This window comes from Bacillus salipaludis (assembly GCF_004358205.1).
Genome location: NZ_SMYO01000016.1, coordinates 53,380 through 74,178, shown reverse-complemented (window position 1 = coordinate 74,178; position 20,799 = coordinate 53,380). Strand labels below are relative to the sequence as shown.

The window sequence follows — 20,799 nt, the reverse complement described above, 5'->3', positions numbered from 1 at the left end:
AATGCGTCACCCGGCCGATTCTTCAATTGGCTTTTTCACGAGGAACCAGTAGCACAAGGCCGAACAGCCTGCTATGATTCCACCAGAGATAAAAGCCAAAGAATACGATCCTGTAGAATCAGCAATCATTCCGGCAATAACCGGAGAGAAAGCGCCGCCAAAATATCCTCCAAAGTTTTGAATGGCTCCTACAGAACCGACCATCGTAGCTGGGGCAATATCTCCGGCAAGTGCCCAGGCACTTCCTGTAATGGCAGAAATAAAAGCAAGAGCAAATGTTAACAAGGTAATTGTTATTGCCAAGCTTTGAACAAATGGAACCAGGATAACTAAAACAGCCGACAAAATAGCACAAACAGAAATCATTATACGCTTTGCATTAATAGGTGAGGCAATCCCTTTATCAGTTAGAATCTTAGTCATATATCCTCCAAGGATATCTCCTACAATACCGCCGATCCAAGGAATACTCGCATATATTCCAAGATCTTTCAGCAGAACATGATGAGTCTTCAATAGATATAGAGGAAGAAAATTCAAGAAAATATTCCAGATCCAAATTGTGCAAAAAAAGCCGAGGATCATTCCCCACATACTACGATGTTTGAACAGTTGCCCCCACTTAATCTGTGAACTTTGGTCCGCTTGTGCTGACCCTCCTCCTCCAGACTGAATATAATCCAGCTCCTCTTTGGAAAGAACTTTACTTTGCTCGGGGTTTCGGTAAAATTTCATGAAGATAAGGATAAATATAATTCCTATTAATCCTGTGATGTAGAACATGATTCTCCAACCATAAGCTGTCATGAGATATACTAAAATGGGCGGGGCTAAAGCTGGACCCCATTTTGATGATGAATCCCAAATTCCTGTAGCCAATCCACGCTCCTTTTTCGGATACCAGTAAGATGTAATCTTAGCATTTGATGGCATGCAAGGAGCTTCACCGACTCCCAATAAAAATCTTGCGCCTAACAATGTTCCAAGTTTGTTGCACGCTCCTGTTAAAGCTGTCGCAAAACTCCACCAAATAACTGCGATTGAAAAGACACGCTTTGCGCCAAAACGGTCTATTAACCATCCAGATGGTAACTGCATCATAGCATAAGTCCAAGAGAAAACCGTCCCCATCAAACCAATATCGGTATTATTCAAATGTAGTTCCTTAATCATTTCGGGAGCGGCAATCGATAGGTTAGTCCTATCTAAATAGTTAATTACCCCTCCAATCAAAAGCCAGATAACAACTGTCCATCGGTAATTACCTTTAGACTTCATAGTTATCTTCGTTGGATTATCTTTCAGTTCCATCCTCATAATATCTCCTCCAGAATATTAGTAGTAAGATCTCTTTCTGGAAGAATTTCATGTTGATCCGGATCCTCTGAAATCACTTTAGCCCCTATAGGTATTTAATAAGCAGTCTCCGCTTTCACCATTAAATAAATATTGTTTTACTCCAACTAATGGGGAAGTCAATGTTAGCCAAATTTTCTTATACTTCTTCTTCTCTCCCTGAGCAATCAGTTTCATAACGATTGTAGAAGCAGGTATTTCGAGATATACAGCTAGTGTAGAAGAACATCTAAAATCCTTCTTTCTGTTCTAACACCCTAAACAAGTTATTATCCCTCTGAAAAAAGAACGGTAATCAAAATTTTACTCCACTGAGTTCATCGACGATGTTTAGCGGCTGTTCTCCCTTCAAAGCCTGAACTAAATTCTTAGCAGCAAGCATCGCCATATCAAAACGGGTCTTCTCCGTGGCTGAACCGATATGAGGCAGGGTCACGACATTATCCATTTTTAATAAAGGATGCCCAGGATCAATTGGTTCCTGTTCATATACATCCAGTCCTGCCCCGCGTATTTTCCCTTTCAAAAGTGCCTCAATCAAAGCCTGTTCATCGACGGTCTGACCTCGGGAAGCATTAATGAAAAAGGCGCTATTCTTCATGAGAGAAAATTCCTGATGTCCCATTATACGTGTTGTTTCCGGTGTTAATGGGGTCATTAACACTACAAAATCGGATTTTTGCAGGAGCTCATCCATAGTACAGTACTGGGCACCAAGGTTTTTTTCTGCTTTAAACTTTCTCGTCCGATTATAATAAAGAATATTCATATCAAAACCATATTTAGCTCTTTTGGCGATCGCCTCACCAATTCGACCCAACCCAATGATTCCAATCGTGGAATGATGGACATCCACTCCAAAAAAACTTCCATCATATCCTCTTCTCCACCTTCCCTCTTTCACGTACCTGTCCAACTCTGGAATCCTTCTTGCTGATGCCAGCACTAACGCCAGTATCAAATCTGCAACTGTATCATCTAACACAGAAGGAGTATTCATTCCTAAAACTCCTCTTTTCTTCATGGCTTCTAGATCAAAGTTGTTGTAACCAACTGAAATATTACTGACAACTTTTAATTTGGGAGCAGAGTTGAGCAGCTCATGGTCTATTTCCCCCCCAACCGTGAGCAGTCCGTCCATATCCACAATCTCCTTTAACAAGACTTCACGAGGGATCGGTTCTTTAAAATCCCATTTGCGGTACTCACAATGTTCTGCTATAAAAGCCTCTGCCTGAGGAGGAATCGGCAACGCAATAAATACTTTTGGTTTCAATTTTATTCCCATTCCTTTCGCTTCTCTCAAGGCACTAAACCCAATGAAATAAGTTATGTGCTTTAAAAGCGTTATTGTTTAATCTAAGTCATACGGATAACAGTCAAATTATGGGGGATCATTATTAGTTTTAAATCAAATCGCAAAAAAATAATAACTCATTATTTGTTTTACATTATAAAACTATGTTCTTGTATATAAATAAAACAGTATATTTTCTATTTATTAAATATTTTCAGATAAATAATTCTAATAAATTTAAGAGTATCTCTACTCAGCTATCATGTTAACGAAATGAACTATAACTAAAAGGAAAATAGCTTTCTGAAGGATACTAAGCACCCAGTTTTCATAAAATACAAGATTTATCTACAATTTGATTTAACATACTTTTTACTTGTTCTTTCTTTTCGTCACTAAGCGAATGAGCCGGTGCTAATACCTCTGTAGAAACTTCTATTCCTCTTATACTAACCGCCTCTTTAACAATACTAACTAAAGGTGAATCAAGTTTATATAAAAGCGTTAATTGAGCCAACTTACGGTGCAATTCAATTGCTTTTCCATAGTTTTCTTGCTTAAAAGCCTGATAGATACCTATTGAAAGTTCCGGTGCGAAATTCGCAGTTGCAGGAATTGCACCGTCTCCTCCAAGGGATAATGTATTTAACAGGTGGTCATCATATCCAGAAAACACAGCAAAATCAGGTTTTTTATGCTTTACTTTTAGAATCATTTCCTTTGTGTGACCCACTGACTGAACGGTTTCTTTAATACCGATGATATTCGGAAACGCCTCCACAAGCTCAAGGACAAATTCCGGCGATAAATCTTGACCAGTCAATTCAGGAAAGTTATATAAAAGAATCGGTAAGTCAACACTTTGAGCAATTTCAGCATAATATTGAAAAAGATTTTCTTCAGATAGTGACCAGTAATATGGATTAATGACAACAATTCCATCTGCCCCTATCTCTTTTGCATGTAAGCTTAGTGAAATGGACTCCTTTGTACTTGTACTTCCTGTTCCGATTAAAACAGGCACCCTCCCATTTACATACTGAGTTGCAAATTCCGCTACTTCTTTTCTAAATTCCAAAGACATTTGACTGAACTCACCTCCAGAACCTAGAAAAAAAAGCCCATCTACCTTTGAATTGATTAGAAAATCTATAAGGTTTCCCATTCCCTTTTTATCAATGCATCCGTCACTATGTAATATTGTAGAAACTGGTGGAATAACTCCATGAAATTTTGTTCTTGTTTGCATAATATAACTCCTTATATATTTTAATGTTTATCATCATGATAAAGGTTTCTTTTCAGACATGAGCTAATTTTTAAAACAAAGGATGATAATAAAATTATGTACCCCTTTGGATATTCTATCTGTTATTGAATATAAGGAAAAAGTTTGGAGCTTCAGAATAATGGTATGATTAGTAGATTAATAAAACTGTATATTCTGCATCAGTCGTTCCCTAAAAAAACTTTGTAAAGATTTTTAGGGAACGATAGATTCAACCATTTTGTCTACGCTTTAACAAATACGGTTTTGATGGCGGTAAAGAATTCAATTGCTGCTTGCCCTTGTTCACGGGAATGTGAGCTGGATTGTTTCATTCCACCGAATGGTGCTTGTAATTCTACACCAGCAGTTTCCGAATTAATACGAACCAGTCCTGCATCCATTTCGTTTATGAAAGACATCATTGTGCCAATATCCTTTGTGTAGATGGAGGCACTAAGCCCAAATTCTACATCATTGGCTAGCGTAAGGGCTTCTTCAATAGTATTTACTTTGATGAGGGCAAGGACTGGTCCAAAGATTTCCTCCTGCGCGATGACCATTTCATTGGTAACATCATCAAATATTGTCGGGTAGACATAAAAACCATCTTCAGCTCCGTTCGCCGTATAGCGTTCGCCACCGTATAATAATGTTGCACCTTCACCCTTACCTTTTTCAATATATGAAAGCACAGTGTTCAGCTGATTTTCACTGGTACACGGCCCCATCCAGGTACTGCTTTCCATGCCGTTTCCAATTGTAATCTCTTTCACTCTTTCAAGAAGTTTTTCTTTAAATGAATCATATACATCTGCCTGAACGAACACTCGGCTAGTAGCTGTACATTTTTGACCGGTCGAACGGAGACCGCCACTAATAGTTCCTTCCACTGCGAGATCCAAATCAGCGTCTCCTGCAATGATGACCGGGTTCTTTCCTCCCATTTCCAACTGATATTTCGCTCCTCGGGCCAGAGCAGCCTGCCCGATTTTTTTTCCGGTAGCGTTTGAACCTGTGAATGTAATGCCGTTAACATCTGAATGGTTAACTATTGCTGTACCCACTATGGATCCAGATCCTGTTACCATATTTACCACACCAGTTGGAATGCCGGCCTCATCTATACACTCGATGATCTTTGCCGCAGTTACTGCTGCTTCCTGTGCAGGCTTAATTACGACTGTATTCCCATAAATCAATGCAGGTGCCATCTTCCAAATTGGGATGGCTACAGGAAAGTTCCAGGGGGAAATAACTCCAACGACTCCAAGTGGAACACGTGTAGTAAACATCAACGCTTGACTGTCTGATGACGGAATAACATCACCCGTTTTGCGCATACCCTCCCCTGCATAGTATCGTAGAATCGAGATACCCCGCATTGTTTCCCCTTTAGCTTCAGGCAATGTTTTGCCCATTTCTTTTGTCATCGTTTCGGCAATCTCATCAAGACGTCGTTCCATACTGTTTGCAATTTTATATAGAAAGTCACCGCGTTCGGTACCAGAAAGGCTTCTCCATTTCTTTTGGGCCCTCTTTGCAGCTGCCACAGCCTTGTTTACATCTTCTTCTGTTGAACTCTGGATTAATCCAACGACTTCGTTTTTATTGGCCGGATTAATGCTTCTTTCCACACATCCCCTGGAAGATGATACCCATTCTCCGTTAATATAGTTAAGATATTTTTTCACTTGGGTGATCGTTGTCATGATAAAAAAACTCCCTTCAATATCCTTAAAATGTAGGTCCAATGCGCCAGATGCCGAAATCATGCTGCTTAAGAATTTCTGCTTTTGTAAGCTTTCCGGAAGCAACAAGTTCAATTTCATCAAAGATTTGCTGACCAACAGATTCTATGGAATCTTTCCCTTCGATAATGGTTCCGGCGTTCAAATCGATATTGTCTCCCATTCTCTCAAATATTCCTGTATTTGTCGCAATCTTGATGACAGGAGCGATAGGAGATCCAGTAGGGGTGCCTCTTCCCGTGGTAAACAAAACAATTTGGGCTCCTCCAGCTACCATCCCCGTTAATTGCTCAATATCATGTCCCGGTGTATCCATCCAAACAAGACCTTTTTTAGTTGGGACCTGAGCATAATCGATAACTTCTTGTAAAGGTCTCCTCCCTGCCTTATTCGAGGCACCTAATGACTTTTCTTCCAGAGAACTCAATCCCCCCTTTATATTTCCAGGGCTTGGATTACCTGTGCGGATATCTACTCCCATCTTAATAGCCCGGTTTTCCATAGCTTCAATTACTTCATATACACGCTTTGCTGTATGATCATCAACGGCACGATTAGCCAATAAATGTTCTGCACCAATTAGTTCTGTCGTTTCTGCTAAAATAGCGGTACCACCAGCATCAACAAGCATGTCGCTAACAACCCCTACCGCAGGATTTGCTGATAAACCAGAACATGCATCCGACCCCCCGCATTCTGTTCCGACAATAAGCTCACTGAAATCACAAAGTTCCCTTCTTTGAGCAGACGCATCCTGTACCATTTTCGCTGCGATTTTTGCTCCTTCAGTAATTGCGCCAAGTGTTCCACCGTAGTCTTGAATCGAAACTACTCTAACGGGCTTTCCCGTCTTGGCCAGTTCTTCCGCTACACTACGTGCCTGATGAGTTTCACAACCAAGACCTAAAACAACGACTCCATAGACATTCGGATTAGCCCCCATCCCTACATATGTACTAAACGTTTGGTCGTAATCGATTCCAACTTGAGCACATCCATGCTGATGAATAAAGGAGACAGTGCCTTGTACCAATTCCGTAATTTGTTTAGCTGCCTGTGTAGCACAAGTAATAGTAGGCAATATTAACACGTGGTTTCTCACTCCAACACGACCGTCGGGGCGTCTATATCCCCAAAACCTCATTTCACTATTTAACTTCAACTTTATCCCCTCTCCCTCGTTTACCTTCTAGATTATGAATATGAACGTGTTCACCTGGCTCAATATCAGTAGTGGCTAAGCCAATAACTTCTCCATATTTAAGAATGTCTTCCCCCCGGGAAATCGGCTTGACAGCAAATTTATGCCCGAATTCAATATTCTCTTTTATTTCAATGGAGTATTTCTGATCCTTGCATGTGACCTGAACATGGCTCCCTGCTGGAATATTCATTAAAGCGATTGCCACTTTATCGTTAGGTTGCATCATAACTGTTTTATAAGCTTTATTCATATAAACCTCCCCCTGCTTTATATTGCTTAATTAATAATATGGTAAGAGAAATACTTATAAATTTGGTACAACTGCGTTTGCTAAACGTACAGAGTTCCGTAAAATCCCAATATCCGAGATTTCTATCTCTATTTGGTCCCCATCCGCTAAAGTAAATTCATTAGGAGGAACAATACTCGTTCCTGTCAATAAAACAGTTCCGTCAAAAATCTGATTATCTTTAAGGAGGTAAGAAACAAGTTCATCAAATGTACGTTTTAATTGGCGGGTATTAGCCTTACCTTCTACAACTTTTTCATCATTCCGATAGATTCTACATGTAATGTCAAACTGATAAGGATCTTGAACCACTTCTGCTAAAAGAATGGTAGGCCCAATTGAGCAAGAATTTTTCCATATTTTCGCTTGAGGTAAATAAAGTGGATTTTCTCCTTCAATATCACGACAGCTCATGTCGTTTCCAATGGTATATCCTAAAATTTCTCCCTTGCTATTGATGACCAGCCCTAATTCTGGCTCAGGGATTTGCCAATGGGAATCGTTTCGAATATATACTTTTTCGTTTGGGCCAACTGTTCTTGCAGCGGTGGATTTGAAAAAAATCTCTGGGCGTTCTGCATCATAGACTTTGTCATAGAAAGTAGTTGCACCCATTTTCCCGTTTGTTGCTTCGAAGTTTCTGGCAGTTCTGCTTTTTTCATAAGTAACACCGGACGCCCACACTTCAGGAGCTTTAATTGGTACTAGCAATGATAGTTTTTCTAGAGGTTGTTGAATTGGAGTAGAATCTGAGATAGCGTTTTCAATAAAGTGAAGAATAGAAGTATTTTGATCTTGAGCTTGCTGAGCTAACTCCATGAAGTCACTTTGTGGTAGTTGATAGATGAGCCCATCTTTTGTTAAAGCAGCTAGAACAGGAACTGAATTTTCATCTGAATATCGAATTATACGCATATAATATCCTCCTAAAAAGTTTTATATTATAAAACTCAGTTTTATTATATAAACAATAAGTATAGGGTCCATACCTAAAGAATAGGTACTGGATACCCCATTTGTTCAGATAATTCGGAGCCTGTTTGCTTAAGTAATACCACAAACTCCTGTAACTGAGTCTCATTTATACGAGCTAAAAGAGTAGAAATGCTGATAGCGGCAATCACCTGATTTTCATGATTTCGAATTGGCACAGCAATACAGCGGACGCCGGGTTCGTTTTCTTGACTGTCAATTGCATATTCTTGTTGACGAACCTTTTCAAGTTCACTTAAAAAGTCTGTTTCATTTATAATGGTAAATTCTGTTTTCTTCGTATAATTATATCCATGTAAAATCTTTTGTATTTCTTCTTGTTCCCTAAAGGCTATCAAGGCTTTTCCAACGGCAGAACAATGAAGAGGAATTCGTCTACCTACTCGGGAATAAAGGATGGTAGCCATAGGACTTTCTACTTTATCAACATAAACTCCTTCCTTGCCATCCAAAATGACAAGATGAGTAGTCTGTCCTGTTTTTAAAGACAAATCGAGTAAATACCGCTTCGCCAAAAGTCGAATATCCAAAGAGTGTATGACAAAATTTCCTCTTTCAAACAGCTTTAACCCCAATCTGTATTTACCACTTTCCAAATCCTGATCGATGTACCCATGCATTTGAAGCGTTTTCAACAAAGAATGGACAGTGCTCTTGTGCAGACCCATTAGCTCACTTATGTGTGTGATCTTAAGCTCAGTCGTATGTTCATCGAAAAGGTCCAGAATTCGAAGGGCACGATCTAAGGATTGAATAATAGGCATAATCATTCACTCCTTCTGTTTTATAATATAAAATAGCAGTCTACTATTCTAATCGATGCAACTTAACTATATTATAAGAGCCATTATTTTTCAATAAAATATTTTTTGAATTTTACCAATAATTATATTGTTTTGAATTGTAAGCGTATGCTATAGTGAATGCAACTAAATAAAAGTTTAGTTTTCATTTTTTAGCTATATTACAAAACGTAGTTTTATATTATAGAACAAAGGAGGGTTACATAGGAAAAAAGAAGAAATGATGCCTTATCAATGTACCTAACTATTCTCATGTCTATCATATAAAATTTAGTTTTATATGATAGGACAAATCCATCCCTAGCGAGGGGGAAGCAGCTAATTGGAATTTTATCTCGAACAGACGGTTGGTATAAATAAGGCTTTCATCTCAAAAGATTATTCAAGAGCATTTAACCTTCATTGACAATTGGCTAATAATCCCCTTCTTTATCAAATTGGCTCAACTTTTGTCAATGTATTTAAAGAGGCTATTTTGTTTGCATCGTTTGGATCTAACTACATATGTTCATCATCCTTCCCGAAATTGGTTCTTCATACAGATATGCATTCAACAATATTAGTGGAAACCTTAAAAGGACTTCAAATCTTATTAATTTTATATCGTTTTAAATTAGGAAATTTATGAAAGCGGATTCAACATATTTTTACATCTTAAGCCTGTTAGTACAATTATGACATTGAAATTTTTAAAAAATGTAGGATTGCACTAGCTTTAGTATTATCGACTGGTTCAGATTTGTTCTCCTATCATTGAATTTAACACCAAAAATATATCTTTATAACAGGAGGTTAAACTGATGACTAACTTTTCGAAATCAATTCCAAATGGACGCTGGCTCCACATAATCCCCCCTTGCATCATCATTTACATTGTAGCTTTTATGGATCGCACAAATATTGGTTTTGCTACGGCAGGTGGCATGGACAAGGCCTTAGGAATATCTGCGACTGTTTCTGGTATTGCTGCTGGAATTTTCTTTTTTGGGTATTTATTTCTCCAGATTCCTGGTGGAAAAATGGCTGAAAGGGGTTCTGGTAAAAAATTCATCACCTTCAGTATCCTTATATGGGGGCTAATCGCAGTTTTAAACGGTTTTGTTCAAAACACATGGCAATTACTTTTGGTACGGTTTTTGTTAGGACTTGCTGAAGGTGGGGTTTGGCCCTGTATCTTGGGGATGCTTGCTAATTGGTTTCCAAGCAAAGAGTTGGGACGTGCAAATTCCTACTTTATTATGAATATTGCAGTCGCTTCTATTATAACAGGACCGCTTTCCGGTTGGATTATCTCTATATCCAATTGGAGATATGCATTTATCGTAGAAGGATTACTTACGTTGGCTCTACTTGCAGTTTGGATACCATTCATGAGTGAAACTCCTAAAGATGCTAAATGGCTTTCAAAAAAGGAAAGAGATTATATTGTTAATACAATAGCAGCAGAAAGAGCTCTAACAGCCAAACATGAACAGCAAAACATAACTCTTGGGCAAATTTTCTCAATGTCAAATATATGGAAACTAATCGGTATTTATTTCTGTTATCAAGTTGGTATTTATGGATTTTCCATGTGGCTTCCAACATTACTTAAGGAACTAACACATTCAGGTATTGCTGGAGTTGGTTGGTTGTCAACTATACCTTATATTGGAACTATTATTGGTCTATTTATATTCGGAAACCTATCTGATAAAAGTGGAAACCGAAAACTCTTCGTTTCCATTCCGCTCATTGGGTTTGCTATTTGTTTTTTGCTAGCAACTGCAACGAAGAGTAATATTTGGTTATCCTTCGCGTTTTTGACGGGATGTGGTGTGTTTTTGCAAAGTGCATCTAGTGTGTTTTGGACAATTCCTCCAATGTTGTTTACGGGTGAGGTATGTGGGGCTTCACGAGGCATTATTGGTGGTCTAGGTAACCTTGGGGGATTCTTAGGGCCCTACATCGTTGGTTGGTTAATTACCACAACGGGTAGCAGTAGTGCTGGAATCTATATCTTAGTGGTGTTCTTACTGGCTGGATTTTTAATCACCTTGACTTTACCAAGTGTCACAACTGGAAAATTATCAACGGTTATAAAAGAGAATGCAGTAAATATGAAATAAAGTATTGCAAAATAAAGGTCAGGTTAGAAAAAAATTAGGAGATTCCCTAATTATATGCTACACTTTGATTACCATTTGATTTACTGTTTTGGAATTCCCTACTCATCCGTGAGTGGGGTTTTTGTTTTTATGAAAAATAAAAAACAGACTCTAAAAATAGAGCCTGTTAAATGTTTCTAAATTAAGCTTTACGTACGTTAGCTACGTCTTTAACCAATTCTATTATTTGTCTTTCTTGGTAAGCAACTTTTTTAATTTCCCTTATTTGTTGAATCGTAGCTTCCAATTCAACATCTTTAATGTTATCTAACTTTCTCAATCTATCAGGTGATAACTCTATATTCGATAGCGTCTTTATATAATCTTCTACTGAATATCTCCAATAATGTATATTGTTTGGATATCTCTGTTTTAAAGAATATGCCATTAATAATCCTTCTGGATCAAAATCTCCCGAATAATAGACTGTGCAATTTTCTTTTACCAACAATTTAATAATTTGAACCGCAGCCAATTTAAATTGCCCGTGTGTACAAATAATCGAAATCGAATAATCTTCCAATTCATCCACAATACTTGAAAATACACCTGAATTCTCAACAATAAAAACGGGATTATCTTTTTGTATGGGGTATACCCTATCCAATTTAACAATTTCTCTTAAAGGCTCATTACGTACAGATTTTTAAGTAAAAGTTTCCTTCCAAGAACGTAGAACTTCTCCATTTCTTTCTCCTATTAGACCAAATATGGTTACATAATTGGTAACATCATCTTTTAGTATTCCAAAGTCAAACAACAATTGATTGATATATTCTGCATTTGGATTGTTTTGAGAAGCTATACCATAATGTTTTTCTCTTACAATTTGTAGAGCACTAATGATCTTTCCTTCATTATCAAATTCGTGCGGATTACCGGTTACTTTTTCTGCAAACAGTGGTAATCTTATGGGTTTCCCCGATGGTAAAATAGAAAGTCCCTTGTAAACTTTTTCTATTTCATTTAGGTCACCTTTGTTATAAGCCGTAATAAATCCAACGTGTAAAGGATGTTTTTCAAGAATAGAGGCGGTTAGAATAGTGGTAGCTTCAGACGTATAGGATTTTGCTAATTCTATAAAAAAGTGATTTTTTTGACGCTCATTTACATCCTTTTCTTCTTTCTTATAGACCAGTTTCCGGCCAATTACTCCTTCAACTACGTCGAATAACATAGCACCATCAAATCGAGTTCCTTCAAACTTTTTTTCAAATTTTTTTAAAGAAATTTTGGCACTCTTTTGTGCGGAAAAATCTTATTGAAACCAGTTACGCAAAAGGATTTGTTCTTCTTGGGTTAACTTTGTTAACACAACGTGTCCACCTTTTAATTTTTTAGTAGAATTTGTATTCTTCTCTAACATTAATTGTAATTCATCTTTCTCTCTATCTAACTCGGATAGTTCCTCTTCTAAAGCGGCAACCAATTTTTCTCTGTAATTCTTCCTTGCTTCTTTTCCAATAAAAGTAGCAGAATCTCTAAACGGGGCATATCATTTTACGACTCCGTGTTGATAAGAACCAAATGGAGTTGCATAGGAACCGTCTTCCATTTCTTCGATTGAAATGCTTTTTAAAATACCTTCTACTTCGGACTGTAACATTTGAAATTCTTCAGGTAATCGCACCTTTAAGTACTCTTCCAATGTATTAACATTTTCCTTCACTGCTTGTGGTAGCAACACAGCATCCGATTCTTGAACGGAATGGATAAAATCTTTACTTACAATTAATCCATCCAGTACCCCCATTTCCATTAAGAGCAATTGCTTTTCGTATTTCATAAATTCTTTCTTGTATCTTCAAAAGAATTTGATCCTCAGTTTTACTTTCAGTTCCTAATAAATACTTTTTATTTGTTGTATTATGCTGGAAGGACCTGTAGCAACAATGCCTTTTTTGGTTCTTGCCGAATACCGATCTCTCTTTTAATTCCTTCCAGTAGGGCTTGAACCTCAACTTCCTTGGAAGGTGGAAGATGATGTTTGAATTTATGCGCAATATTAATAGAAGAAACTCGTCTTTTAATAGTCGAATATTTATGTGTTGTGGCCAATTCCGATAAATAAAGACAGATCGTGCTTGCAGATGCCGGAAGCGGATCCTGTCCATTCAACTTACACCACTCTGTGAAATGCCTCCAGTCCGACGCGTAACTTCTTTGGGTGTTCATACTTTTAGAGTTTTGGATGTAGAGCTTTATCTTTTCCAGTTTTTCTTTATTAATCTGAAGAAATTTCCCAAAAAGTAAGTATCCACTTTTTCACGGGCGGTTTTAAATAATTATTATTAGGAAACAATTCCTTTTTCTATTTTTCTTGGCCGACGGTCTCCCCTTCTCGATCCAAACGTACGCTGTTTGATTAAAAAGTTACCTTAGTTCCGTGTTTTTACATTTTTCCTTCTGTTTTATTATCCTGCCGATACCCCTCCCTTACTGACCGTTTGGTGGTGGTACTTGGATTATAAATCAAATTTTGTCCAAGCGTACATACAATAATAATGTGAATTTAGCACATATTGAAATTAGAATTTTATGTCTTGTTTGGTACGGCGGTCTGCCGTAAATGGAACAGGAACCTACGTAATGTAGGCGTTAGCCGTACAGACCGTCGTTATCGTGCCATTTAATGCCTAAGCGGTACGTACGGAGTAACAGAAAACGTTTTTCCGTTCTGATCATTCTGTTATACTGCGCCATTAGTAGCCCTAAAAAGCAACATGTCTTTGTATTACTTCGACCGCCGAAAGAAAGAAATCGTAATTAAGCAATCTATCAAACGATTAGAGACTCTTGGTTGTAAAGTAACTGTTGAAGCAATAGCGTAATTATGGTCAAAAAAATATAGCTAAAACTCGAGACCCAGATCTTTTTAAAAAAATTGATCTTATAGGGTTTAGTTTCGTATTGCCAAAATGCCCTTTCACCATTACTATTTTTCAGGATAGTTTAAGTACAATGCTTCACAATCTCCATTAAACCGAAAAAATGATGGGGGGAGAGTTTTTTAGCATTTTTTCCAAAAATTTTTTTTAGTAAATAACAATTAATCTAACACAATAATACAATTACACAATAACATTTAAAGAACTGAATGCATACTGCAAACTTACTGCAGAAAAAAAGAGTGACATCTCAGCCACTCTAACTAACCCATTCCACAAAACTAGGGATTCTTAGGAGTCCCTTTTTGGTTTTATTCCTATATTTCACTTTAAGTTTCATTTGTTGATCAAGCTAAATGAATTTTTCATTTTCTTCTATTACATAGTTCTTATACTGTTTATAAAATTCTTTTCGATTTGGAGTAGGCATCACAGCAAAATTACAATTTTCATTACAAAGTTATCGTAAAATAGTTTTAATCGAATCCAAAAATTAGGGATTATCCCTGAGTTAGCTTTAATACTTGTTCTTTATCAGGAATAGAACTAATCGCTCCTTTTCCTGTCGTGGTAAGAGCTCCAACTGCATTGGCAAATTGAAGAAATTCGTGATATTTAACTTTACAAGTATCCTTCAAATTAACAGGAGTCACTTCATTTAAAAGCAACTGGTACAAGAAGCCGCCAATAAACGCATCGCCTGCACCTGTTGTATCCTGAACATCAACCTTATATCCGGTCGATGTGAATTTATCATTTTTAAGATAAAGTTCCGCACCCTTCGCACCTTTTGTGTAAATAACAACTGTAACATCACCGATGAATAAAGAACGAATCGCCTCTTCTTCATTTTCAATATTCGTAATAAATGATAATTCTTCATCAGAAATTTTTATAAGATGTGCTTTCGGAATAAAACTCAATATTGTTTCTCTGCAATCTTCCGGCTTCTCCCAGAGCGGAAGCCGAACATTTGGATCGAAGCTAATAAGTGCACCGTTTTGTTTCGCTTCTTTAATTGCTTTTATATGTGCATACTTCATAGGACTTTCAACCAAATCAACTGAACAAAAATGAAGGATGTCTCCACTCGTAAACCAATCTCCGTTAATTTCCTCTTCTTTCATTAATAAATCCGCTGAAGGGCTACGGTAAAAAGAAAAATCTCTTTCCCCATCCTTTCGTAGTGAAACAAATGCCAGTGCAGTATTGGCTTTATCCGTTTTTAAAATTTTATCTGTCTTTACCCCAGCTTGATGCAGCGTCTCAACCAGAAAATCTCCAAAGGAATCCGTGCCTAATTTTGAGATCATCGAGGATTTTCCTCCAAGGCGGGCAACCGTTGCAGCTACATTGGCTGGAGCCCCTCCTGGTGCCCGTTCAAACTCTACTACATCTTTAAGCATTCTTCCTTTTTGAAGAGGAATGAAATCAATTAAAACCTCACCAATTGAATATAAGCTTTTCATGACTTCCACCTATCCTAACCCTTATAATCCCATTTTGTCGCCTGAAATAATGTCTTTCCGTTCGAAAAAAAGCGAATCTCTTGGCTCTGTATTTCCGGAAAAATCCTGCTCGTAAATACTTCTTCACCATTATTGACAAAAATCTCAACGGAAGATGTATCCACATACATGTGAAATTCTATCGATTGGGCATCCAAATAGCACTTTCTTACGGTTCCATACTCTTCCGCTACGGGTTCTCCAGAAAAAGTTCGGTCGAGAACTACTTTCTTTTCCATCGCATCATATTTGATAACGGTCTTTTCCTTTTCCCCTGCCCTAAATTCAACTCCGAATTCAGATGAATCAAAGTTCACGAACTTACAAATCATCTCAAAAGCGGTTCCTGAAAATTCATCGAAAACTTTCGTTTCATGATCCAGGACCTCTTTAATATCTTGCCGTTTCCTACGTAGGGATTCAAGCTCTTTGACAGGCTGTTGAATCAACTTGCCATTCCAAATCGATAATTCCCTTGGCACTGTTAAGCAGTGTGCCCACCCGTTTTTGTCCGTTGGATATTCAATATCTGGAAGTCCCATCCATCCAACTAAAATTCGACGTCCGTCCGGGCCCGTCATTGTTTGCGGTGCATAAAAGTCAAAACCTCTGTCTAATTCTTGAAAGGCGTCATGTACCATTGTCATTTTGTTTTTATCCATCTTATCACCCATTATATATCCCGATTGATAGATATTGTAAAAATGATCCCCTTCCGGCTTAATACCTTGGGGACAAAAAATGAGAATACCCTGATTATCAAGTTCTAAATAGTCCGGACATTCCCACATATAGCCGAATTCTTTCAAATTTGTATTAATCTCACCTTTAAAATTCCAGTTTACTAAATCTGTGGAACTGTACAATACAACGCAGCCTGTTTCATTTTCGCGTTGTGCCCCAATAATGGCATGAAACAAGCTACCTTCTTTCCATATCTTTGGATCACGGAAGTGGTCTGTATATCCATTTGGAACCGAAGCAATCACAGGCGTTTCCAGCTTTTTAATTTCATCCCTTTCATTCATGACGGCCAGGCATTGATAGGGGTGTCTTACCCAATTCTCATCACGAGTATTTCCTGTATAGAGTAAATACAGTCTGCCCTCATGCTCGATTGCACTTCCTGAATATACCCCGTGGCTGTCATATTGGTTTGTGGGCTCAATAGCAATCCCTGCGTTTTCCCAATGTACAAGATCTTTTGATTTCGTGTGATACCAATATTTCAACCCATGTACGGGGCCAAGCGGAAACCATTGATAAAATAGGTGGTATTCGCCATTAAAATAGGAAAATCCATTGGGATCATTCAATAAACCCGTTTCTGGTTGAATGTGATAGCTTTGGCGCCAGCGGCAACTTTTTACCACTTTTTTTAAATTTCGGATTTCCTCCTGACTGGCATCTTCAATACGCCGATAACGTTGTTCTTTTGTCCATAACATAATGTCAATCTCCCTTTAACAATGAAAGGAGAATCGTTGGATTCCCCCTTTTACTTCTTCATTTATTAAGCTGCTTTCTCCTTAAATTCAACCGGGTGCTTCTTGGCGTTTCTTTTTGCCAACATAAGTGTTAAGGAAAATGCAACCACAAATGAAATCACCATACCAATTACATAAATAACAATCGCATTTGGTTTAATGGAAATAATACCTGGCAGACCGGCAGCCCCCAATGCAATTGCTTTTACTTTAAAAAATGTAATAAAAGCGGAAGCGATTCCTGAACCAACAATGGCCCCAATGAATGGATATTTCAGTTTTAAGTTCACACCAAACATGGCTGGTTCCGTTATCCCTAATAGGGCAGAAATTCCGGATGCAGAGGCTAGGCTTTTCATCTTTTTATCCTTGATTACCAGCAGTACAGCCAAGGTTGCTGCCCCTTGTGCGATATTTGACATTGCGGCAATAGGAAAAATGAAGGTTCCGCCTGTTTTTGCAATATTGGAAAGCAATTGTGTTTCAACAGCGATAAAGCTTTGGTGCATACCCGTTATAACAATAGGAGCATAGAATAAACCAAAAATACCTCCACCAACAAAGCCTGTTGTATTGTAAAACCAAGCCAGTCCGCTTGTAAAAAGGTCACCAGCAGTCCGTGTAATGGGACCGACAAATGTGAAAGTTAATACGGCTGTAACAAGAATGGACAGTAATGGTGTTAAAAGATTATCTAATGCGGACGGGATCACTTTCCGTAAATAGGTTTCAATTTTTGCTAAAATAAATGAAGATGCAAGAACTGGTAAAACCGTTCCTTGATACCCCACTTTTTCTATCGTAAATCCAAGGATGTGCCAAGCAGGAACTTTATGCGCAATTTGCGCAGCCCCATAATTGTAAGCATTCAATAAATCTGGGTGAACCATGATCATCCCTAAAGCGGCCCCTAAAAAGGCATTGCCGCCAAACCGTTTAGTGGCAGAAAAACCGATTAATACCGGCAAGAACACAAATGCGGCATTTGCAAATGTATTAATCATGGCGGCCAAATCCGCAATCCCAGGGTTGGCATCAATAAGTGATTTCCCATGAACAAATAAATCTTTTGCTGTTAAAACGTTATTAATCCCCATCAACAGACCGCCAGCAACAATGGCTGGGATAATGGGTACAAAGATGTCTGAAAGTAATTTAACCAGTTTTTGAAGCGGATTCATTTTCTTGGTACTGGCACTTTTCACTTCATTTGTGGACATCTCCGAAATTCCGACCATTTTTATGAATGGCTTATATACTTCGTTTACAATTCCGGAACCCAAAATAATTTGATATTGTCCAGATGTTGAAAAGGTTCCTTTTACAATATCCAAGTTGTCCAACCTAGCTTTGTCCACTTTTTCTTCGTCATGCAAGACGAGCCGCAGCCTTGTTGCACAGTGTGCAGCTGCAGAAACATTTTCTTTTCCGCCAAGGGCATTCAGGATTTCTTGAGCAACATCATTGTAATTCATGATCATTCTCCTTTGATTCTAGTTTTTAGTTTGCAACCCCATTTAATTCTTTTAAATGCATGATAAAAACCCAAAATACGGAACCGGTTCCAAACAACCACAAAAAAATATTCACACGGACGGAACCGGTTCCAAACTTTAATAAAAAAATATAAATACGAGCGGAACCGGTTCCATTTTCACCTTCAAATAAGAACCGTATTTTGAAACCGGTTCTAGGAAATTATATTTCATGGCATTAAAGATTGTCAACGCTTTCTTGCTCAATTATTTTATATTTTGAGAAAATTAATGGCTCTATTTCTTCATAATTTATTAATTGAATCATACTTTGAGCAGCCATCCTCCCTGCATCTTGATAATAAAACTTAGCCGTTGTTAAAGCTGGATGAATGATTTCGGTTATTTCATATCCACCAAATCCTGTAATAGATAACTCTTCTGGAATACGAACCCCTTTTAAATAAGCTGCCTTCATCGCACCTAGTGCAATATTATCGGTTGCACAGACCAATACTGAAGGCTTAAATTCATCAATAATGGTTGATGATATTGCTATAGCATCATCAATTTTAAATGTTGTTTCATAAAATCTGACATTGACCCCATCCACTTCCTGTATGGCCCGTTTAAATCCTGCCTTCCTTTTTACTCCAACCGCAATATCCTTTTCGGTTACTCCTAGAAAAGCAATTCTCCGGTGTCCTTTTTCAAGAACATATTTCCCCATATCATAGGCAGCATCATAATCATTATGGATAATACTATAAACACCTTTGTGCTCTTGGCCAACCAGCAATACAGGAATGTCCACCTTTTCAAATGCCTCCAAATGGGCATTTGTTATTTGCGTTGCCAGCAAGATGATTCCTGCTACTTTTTGCCTTGCCATTTCGTAAATATTTTCGATTTCCCGTTCCAAGTCTTGGCTGCTATTTGAGATAAGCATTTGGTGATTTAATTTTCTTAGTTCCTCATCAATCCCAATCAGCGTTTGCGTAGTGGCGTAGGAATCAAGCCGCGGGATAATGGTGCCAATAATATTTGGTTTCTTTGCCTTTAAGCTTTGAGCGAACGTATTGGGAATATATCCTGTCTCCTTAATCACATTTTCAAGCTTCTTCTTTGTCGTATCACTAACAGATCCGCCATTCAGATAACGGGAAACCGTGCTTTTCGCCACACCGGCCATTTTTGCAATATCTGAAATTGTTTTCATCCTGCATCATTCTTTCATCTTCAATTAATGTATTTATATCATATTTGAAAAAATACTTTGCGACAAGCTTTGTTAAACGATCTAAAAAATGATTGTGGTCGTTTCCAGGACATCAGAAGCCCTCCCTGTTCTCCAAAAGTTAGTACAAAAAACTGGCGAAACTGCACATATCGGAATTCTAGAAGGAACCAAGCTTGTTTATCTTCACAAAATAGCCCAATCGCCCCTTTCGAGTATTTACAAAGGTTGGTAAACAAGTTTCTTGCTACTGCATTGCAGGGGGAAAAGCAATATTAGCGTATCAGGACAAAGATAAGATTGATCAAGTCATTCAGGAAGGGTTAATACCATTATTGAAATGTAGTTTTCAATATGTTTTTTATTTTATTAAAGTGTTAAAGACTAGATTTACAACCTAAAAAGCCGATTCACCTAAGGCAAATTGGCTAAAAAAAAATTAAAGTCATTTCAAAGACTCGAAAACATACACGCCCCGCCACTATGTAAATTACCTGTATTCCCCCTCGCGCGCTTGCATTGGAGTCGTATATTGTTGAGCTATAGTTTGTCCGATAAATCCAATGGCACTGCAAAGACCGTCCTACTTTCTTAGCATACGTTACTATTTATTAATTCATAGTTAAAATCTCTTATTTTCCTTGATATTGCGGCTTTCTTTTTTCTAAAAATGCAGTTGTCCCTTCAATCTTATCATCTGAAGAAAAGAGAATAGCCTGGGCCAGTTTTTCAATCATTAATCCTGTAAAGTCCCATTAATGAAACCTTAATAGGACTTTATAAGATACTCATAATTTTTTGCAACAAAATCATTTATGAATTGAAATAAATAAAGTCACATATTTTCTTATATCATTTTTACCCAACTTTAAAATGCAAATCTCTTCTGCTTATTTCCCTTTCTAACAAAATAATAAAATGGATATCCAGATTTAATGCTTTGGCTTTCAAGTAAGTATTAATTAATAACTGACTATTTATACTTTCAATCATATTTTTCTTCCTCCTTACCCTACAAAACATCAATCGTTACTTTTAAATAATTATGTGCTCCTGCACCTATCGTATGAACGATGACTAGAAGTAAGATTATTATA

18 protein-coding genes and 2 pseudogenes are annotated in these 20,799 nt (G+C 37.6%); 2 read left to right on the top strand and 18 right to left on the bottom strand.

The window, feature by feature from the left end; translation table 11 throughout:
- Positions 1-6: 6 nt before the first annotated feature.
- From E2K98_RS24530 to E2K98_RS24495, 8 genes are all read right to left on the bottom strand, one after another.
- Positions 7-1,317, bottom strand: coding sequence for an MFS transporter (locus E2K98_RS24530; RefSeq protein WP_133338850.1), 1,311 nt, complete (start codon positions 1,315-1,317; stop codon positions 7-9).
- Between the two features lie 334 nt (positions 1,318-1,651).
- On the bottom strand, positions 1,652-2,644 hold the full coding sequence (locus tag E2K98_RS24525; RefSeq protein ID WP_133338848.1) for a 2-hydroxyacid dehydrogenase: 993 nt from the start codon (positions 2,642-2,644) through the stop codon (positions 1,652-1,654).
- Positions 2,645-2,981: 337 nt separating this feature from the next.
- Positions 2,982-3,902: a dihydrodipicolinate synthase family protein gene (locus E2K98_RS24520; RefSeq protein ID WP_133338846.1), complete on the bottom strand. Its 921-nt coding sequence runs from the start codon at positions 3,900-3,902 to the stop codon at positions 2,982-2,984.
- Between the two features lie 263 nt (positions 3,903-4,165).
- Entirely contained in the window at positions 4,166-5,632 is a 1,467-nt protein-coding gene (gucD, locus tag E2K98_RS24515) for an alpha-ketoglutaric semialdehyde dehydrogenase GucD (RefSeq protein WP_133338844.1), read from the bottom strand.
- A gap of 25 nt (positions 5,633-5,657) precedes the next feature.
- Positions 5,658-6,815: a UxaA family hydrolase gene (locus E2K98_RS24510; RefSeq protein ID WP_133338888.1), complete on the bottom strand. Its 1,158-nt coding sequence runs from the start codon at positions 6,813-6,815 to the stop codon at positions 5,658-5,660.
- A 4-nt stretch (positions 6,816-6,819) separates the two neighbouring features.
- The gene (locus E2K98_RS24505) at positions 6,820-7,125 is read right to left on the bottom strand and encodes a UxaA family hydrolase (RefSeq protein ID WP_133338842.1); all 306 of its coding nucleotides are present in this window, start codon (positions 7,123-7,125) and stop codon (positions 6,820-6,822) included.
- Between the two features lie 54 nt (positions 7,126-7,179).
- Positions 7,180-8,079, bottom strand: coding sequence for a fumarylacetoacetate hydrolase family protein (locus tag E2K98_RS24500; protein WP_133338840.1), 900 nt, complete (start codon positions 8,077-8,079; stop codon positions 7,180-7,182).
- 74 nt (positions 8,080-8,153) lie between these two features.
- The gene (locus tag E2K98_RS24495; RefSeq protein WP_133338838.1) at positions 8,154-8,921 is read right to left on the bottom strand and encodes an IclR family transcriptional regulator; all 768 of its coding nucleotides are present in this window, start codon (positions 8,919-8,921) and stop codon (positions 8,154-8,156) included.
- Between the two features lie 839 nt (positions 8,922-9,760).
- On the opposite strand from E2K98_RS24495, the gene E2K98_RS24490 reads away from it, so the two are divergent.
- Entirely contained in the window at positions 9,761-11,068 is a 1,308-nt protein-coding gene (locus E2K98_RS24490; RefSeq protein WP_133338836.1) for an MFS transporter, read from the top strand.
- A gap of 181 nt (positions 11,069-11,249) precedes the next feature.
- Here the strand turns inward: E2K98_RS24490 and E2K98_RS24485 are convergent, their stop codons facing one another.
- The 9 genes and pseudogenes from E2K98_RS24485 to E2K98_RS24450 form a co-directional block, all read right to left on the bottom strand.
- Entirely contained in the window at positions 11,250-11,723 is a 474-nt protein-coding gene (locus E2K98_RS24485) for a DUF2399 domain-containing protein (protein WP_133338834.1), read from the bottom strand.
- A 30-nt stretch (positions 11,724-11,753) separates the two neighbouring features.
- Positions 11,754-12,344: pseudogene (locus tag E2K98_RS24480) on the bottom strand (TIGR02679 domain-containing protein); the annotation flags it as partial.
- 21 nt (positions 12,345-12,365) lie between these two features.
- Entirely contained in the window at positions 12,366-12,536 is a 171-nt protein-coding gene (locus E2K98_RS31195) for a hypothetical protein (RefSeq protein ID WP_165976371.1), read from the bottom strand.
- Positions 12,537-12,602: 66 nt separating this feature from the next.
- Positions 12,603-12,893, bottom strand: a complete 291-nt coding sequence (locus tag E2K98_RS24475; protein ID WP_133338830.1) for a hypothetical protein — start codon at positions 12,891-12,893, stop codon at positions 12,603-12,605.
- An 80-nt stretch (positions 12,894-12,973) separates the two neighbouring features.
- The gene (locus E2K98_RS24470; RefSeq protein WP_268884136.1) at positions 12,974-13,300 is read right to left on the bottom strand and encodes a hypothetical protein; all 327 of its coding nucleotides are present in this window, start codon (positions 13,298-13,300) and stop codon (positions 12,974-12,976) included.
- A 1,195-nt stretch (positions 13,301-14,495) separates the two neighbouring features.
- Entirely contained in the window at positions 14,496-15,464 is a 969-nt protein-coding gene (locus E2K98_RS24465; protein WP_133338826.1) for a carbohydrate kinase family protein, read from the bottom strand.
- 14 nt (positions 15,465-15,478) lie between these two features.
- The gene (locus tag E2K98_RS24460) at positions 15,479-16,951 is read right to left on the bottom strand and encodes a glycoside hydrolase family 32 protein (RefSeq protein WP_133338824.1); all 1,473 of its coding nucleotides are present in this window, start codon (positions 16,949-16,951) and stop codon (positions 15,479-15,481) included.
- Positions 16,952-17,016: 65 nt separating this feature from the next.
- Entirely contained in the window at positions 17,017-18,465 is a 1,449-nt protein-coding gene (locus tag E2K98_RS24455) for a sucrose-specific PTS transporter subunit IIBC (RefSeq protein WP_133338822.1), read from the bottom strand.
- A 238-nt stretch (positions 18,466-18,703) separates the two neighbouring features.
- Entirely contained in the window at positions 18,704-19,684 is a 981-nt protein-coding gene (locus tag E2K98_RS24450) for a LacI family DNA-binding transcriptional regulator (protein WP_133338820.1), read from the bottom strand.
- A gap of 88 nt (positions 19,685-19,772) precedes the next feature.
- Between E2K98_RS24450 and E2K98_RS32535 the strand changes: the two are divergent.
- Positions 19,773-20,103: pseudogene (locus E2K98_RS32535) on the top strand (IclR family transcriptional regulator domain-containing protein).
- 457 nt (positions 20,104-20,560) lie between these two features.
- Here E2K98_RS32535 and sda read toward each other — a convergent pair.
- Positions 20,561-20,695 carry a sporulation histidine kinase inhibitor Sda gene (gene sda, locus E2K98_RS24435; RefSeq protein WP_235824925.1) on the bottom strand — a complete coding sequence of 45 codons (135 nt, stop codon included), beginning with the start codon at positions 20,693-20,695 and terminating at the stop codon, positions 20,561-20,563.
- Between the last annotated feature and the right edge of the window lie 104 nt (positions 20,696-20,799).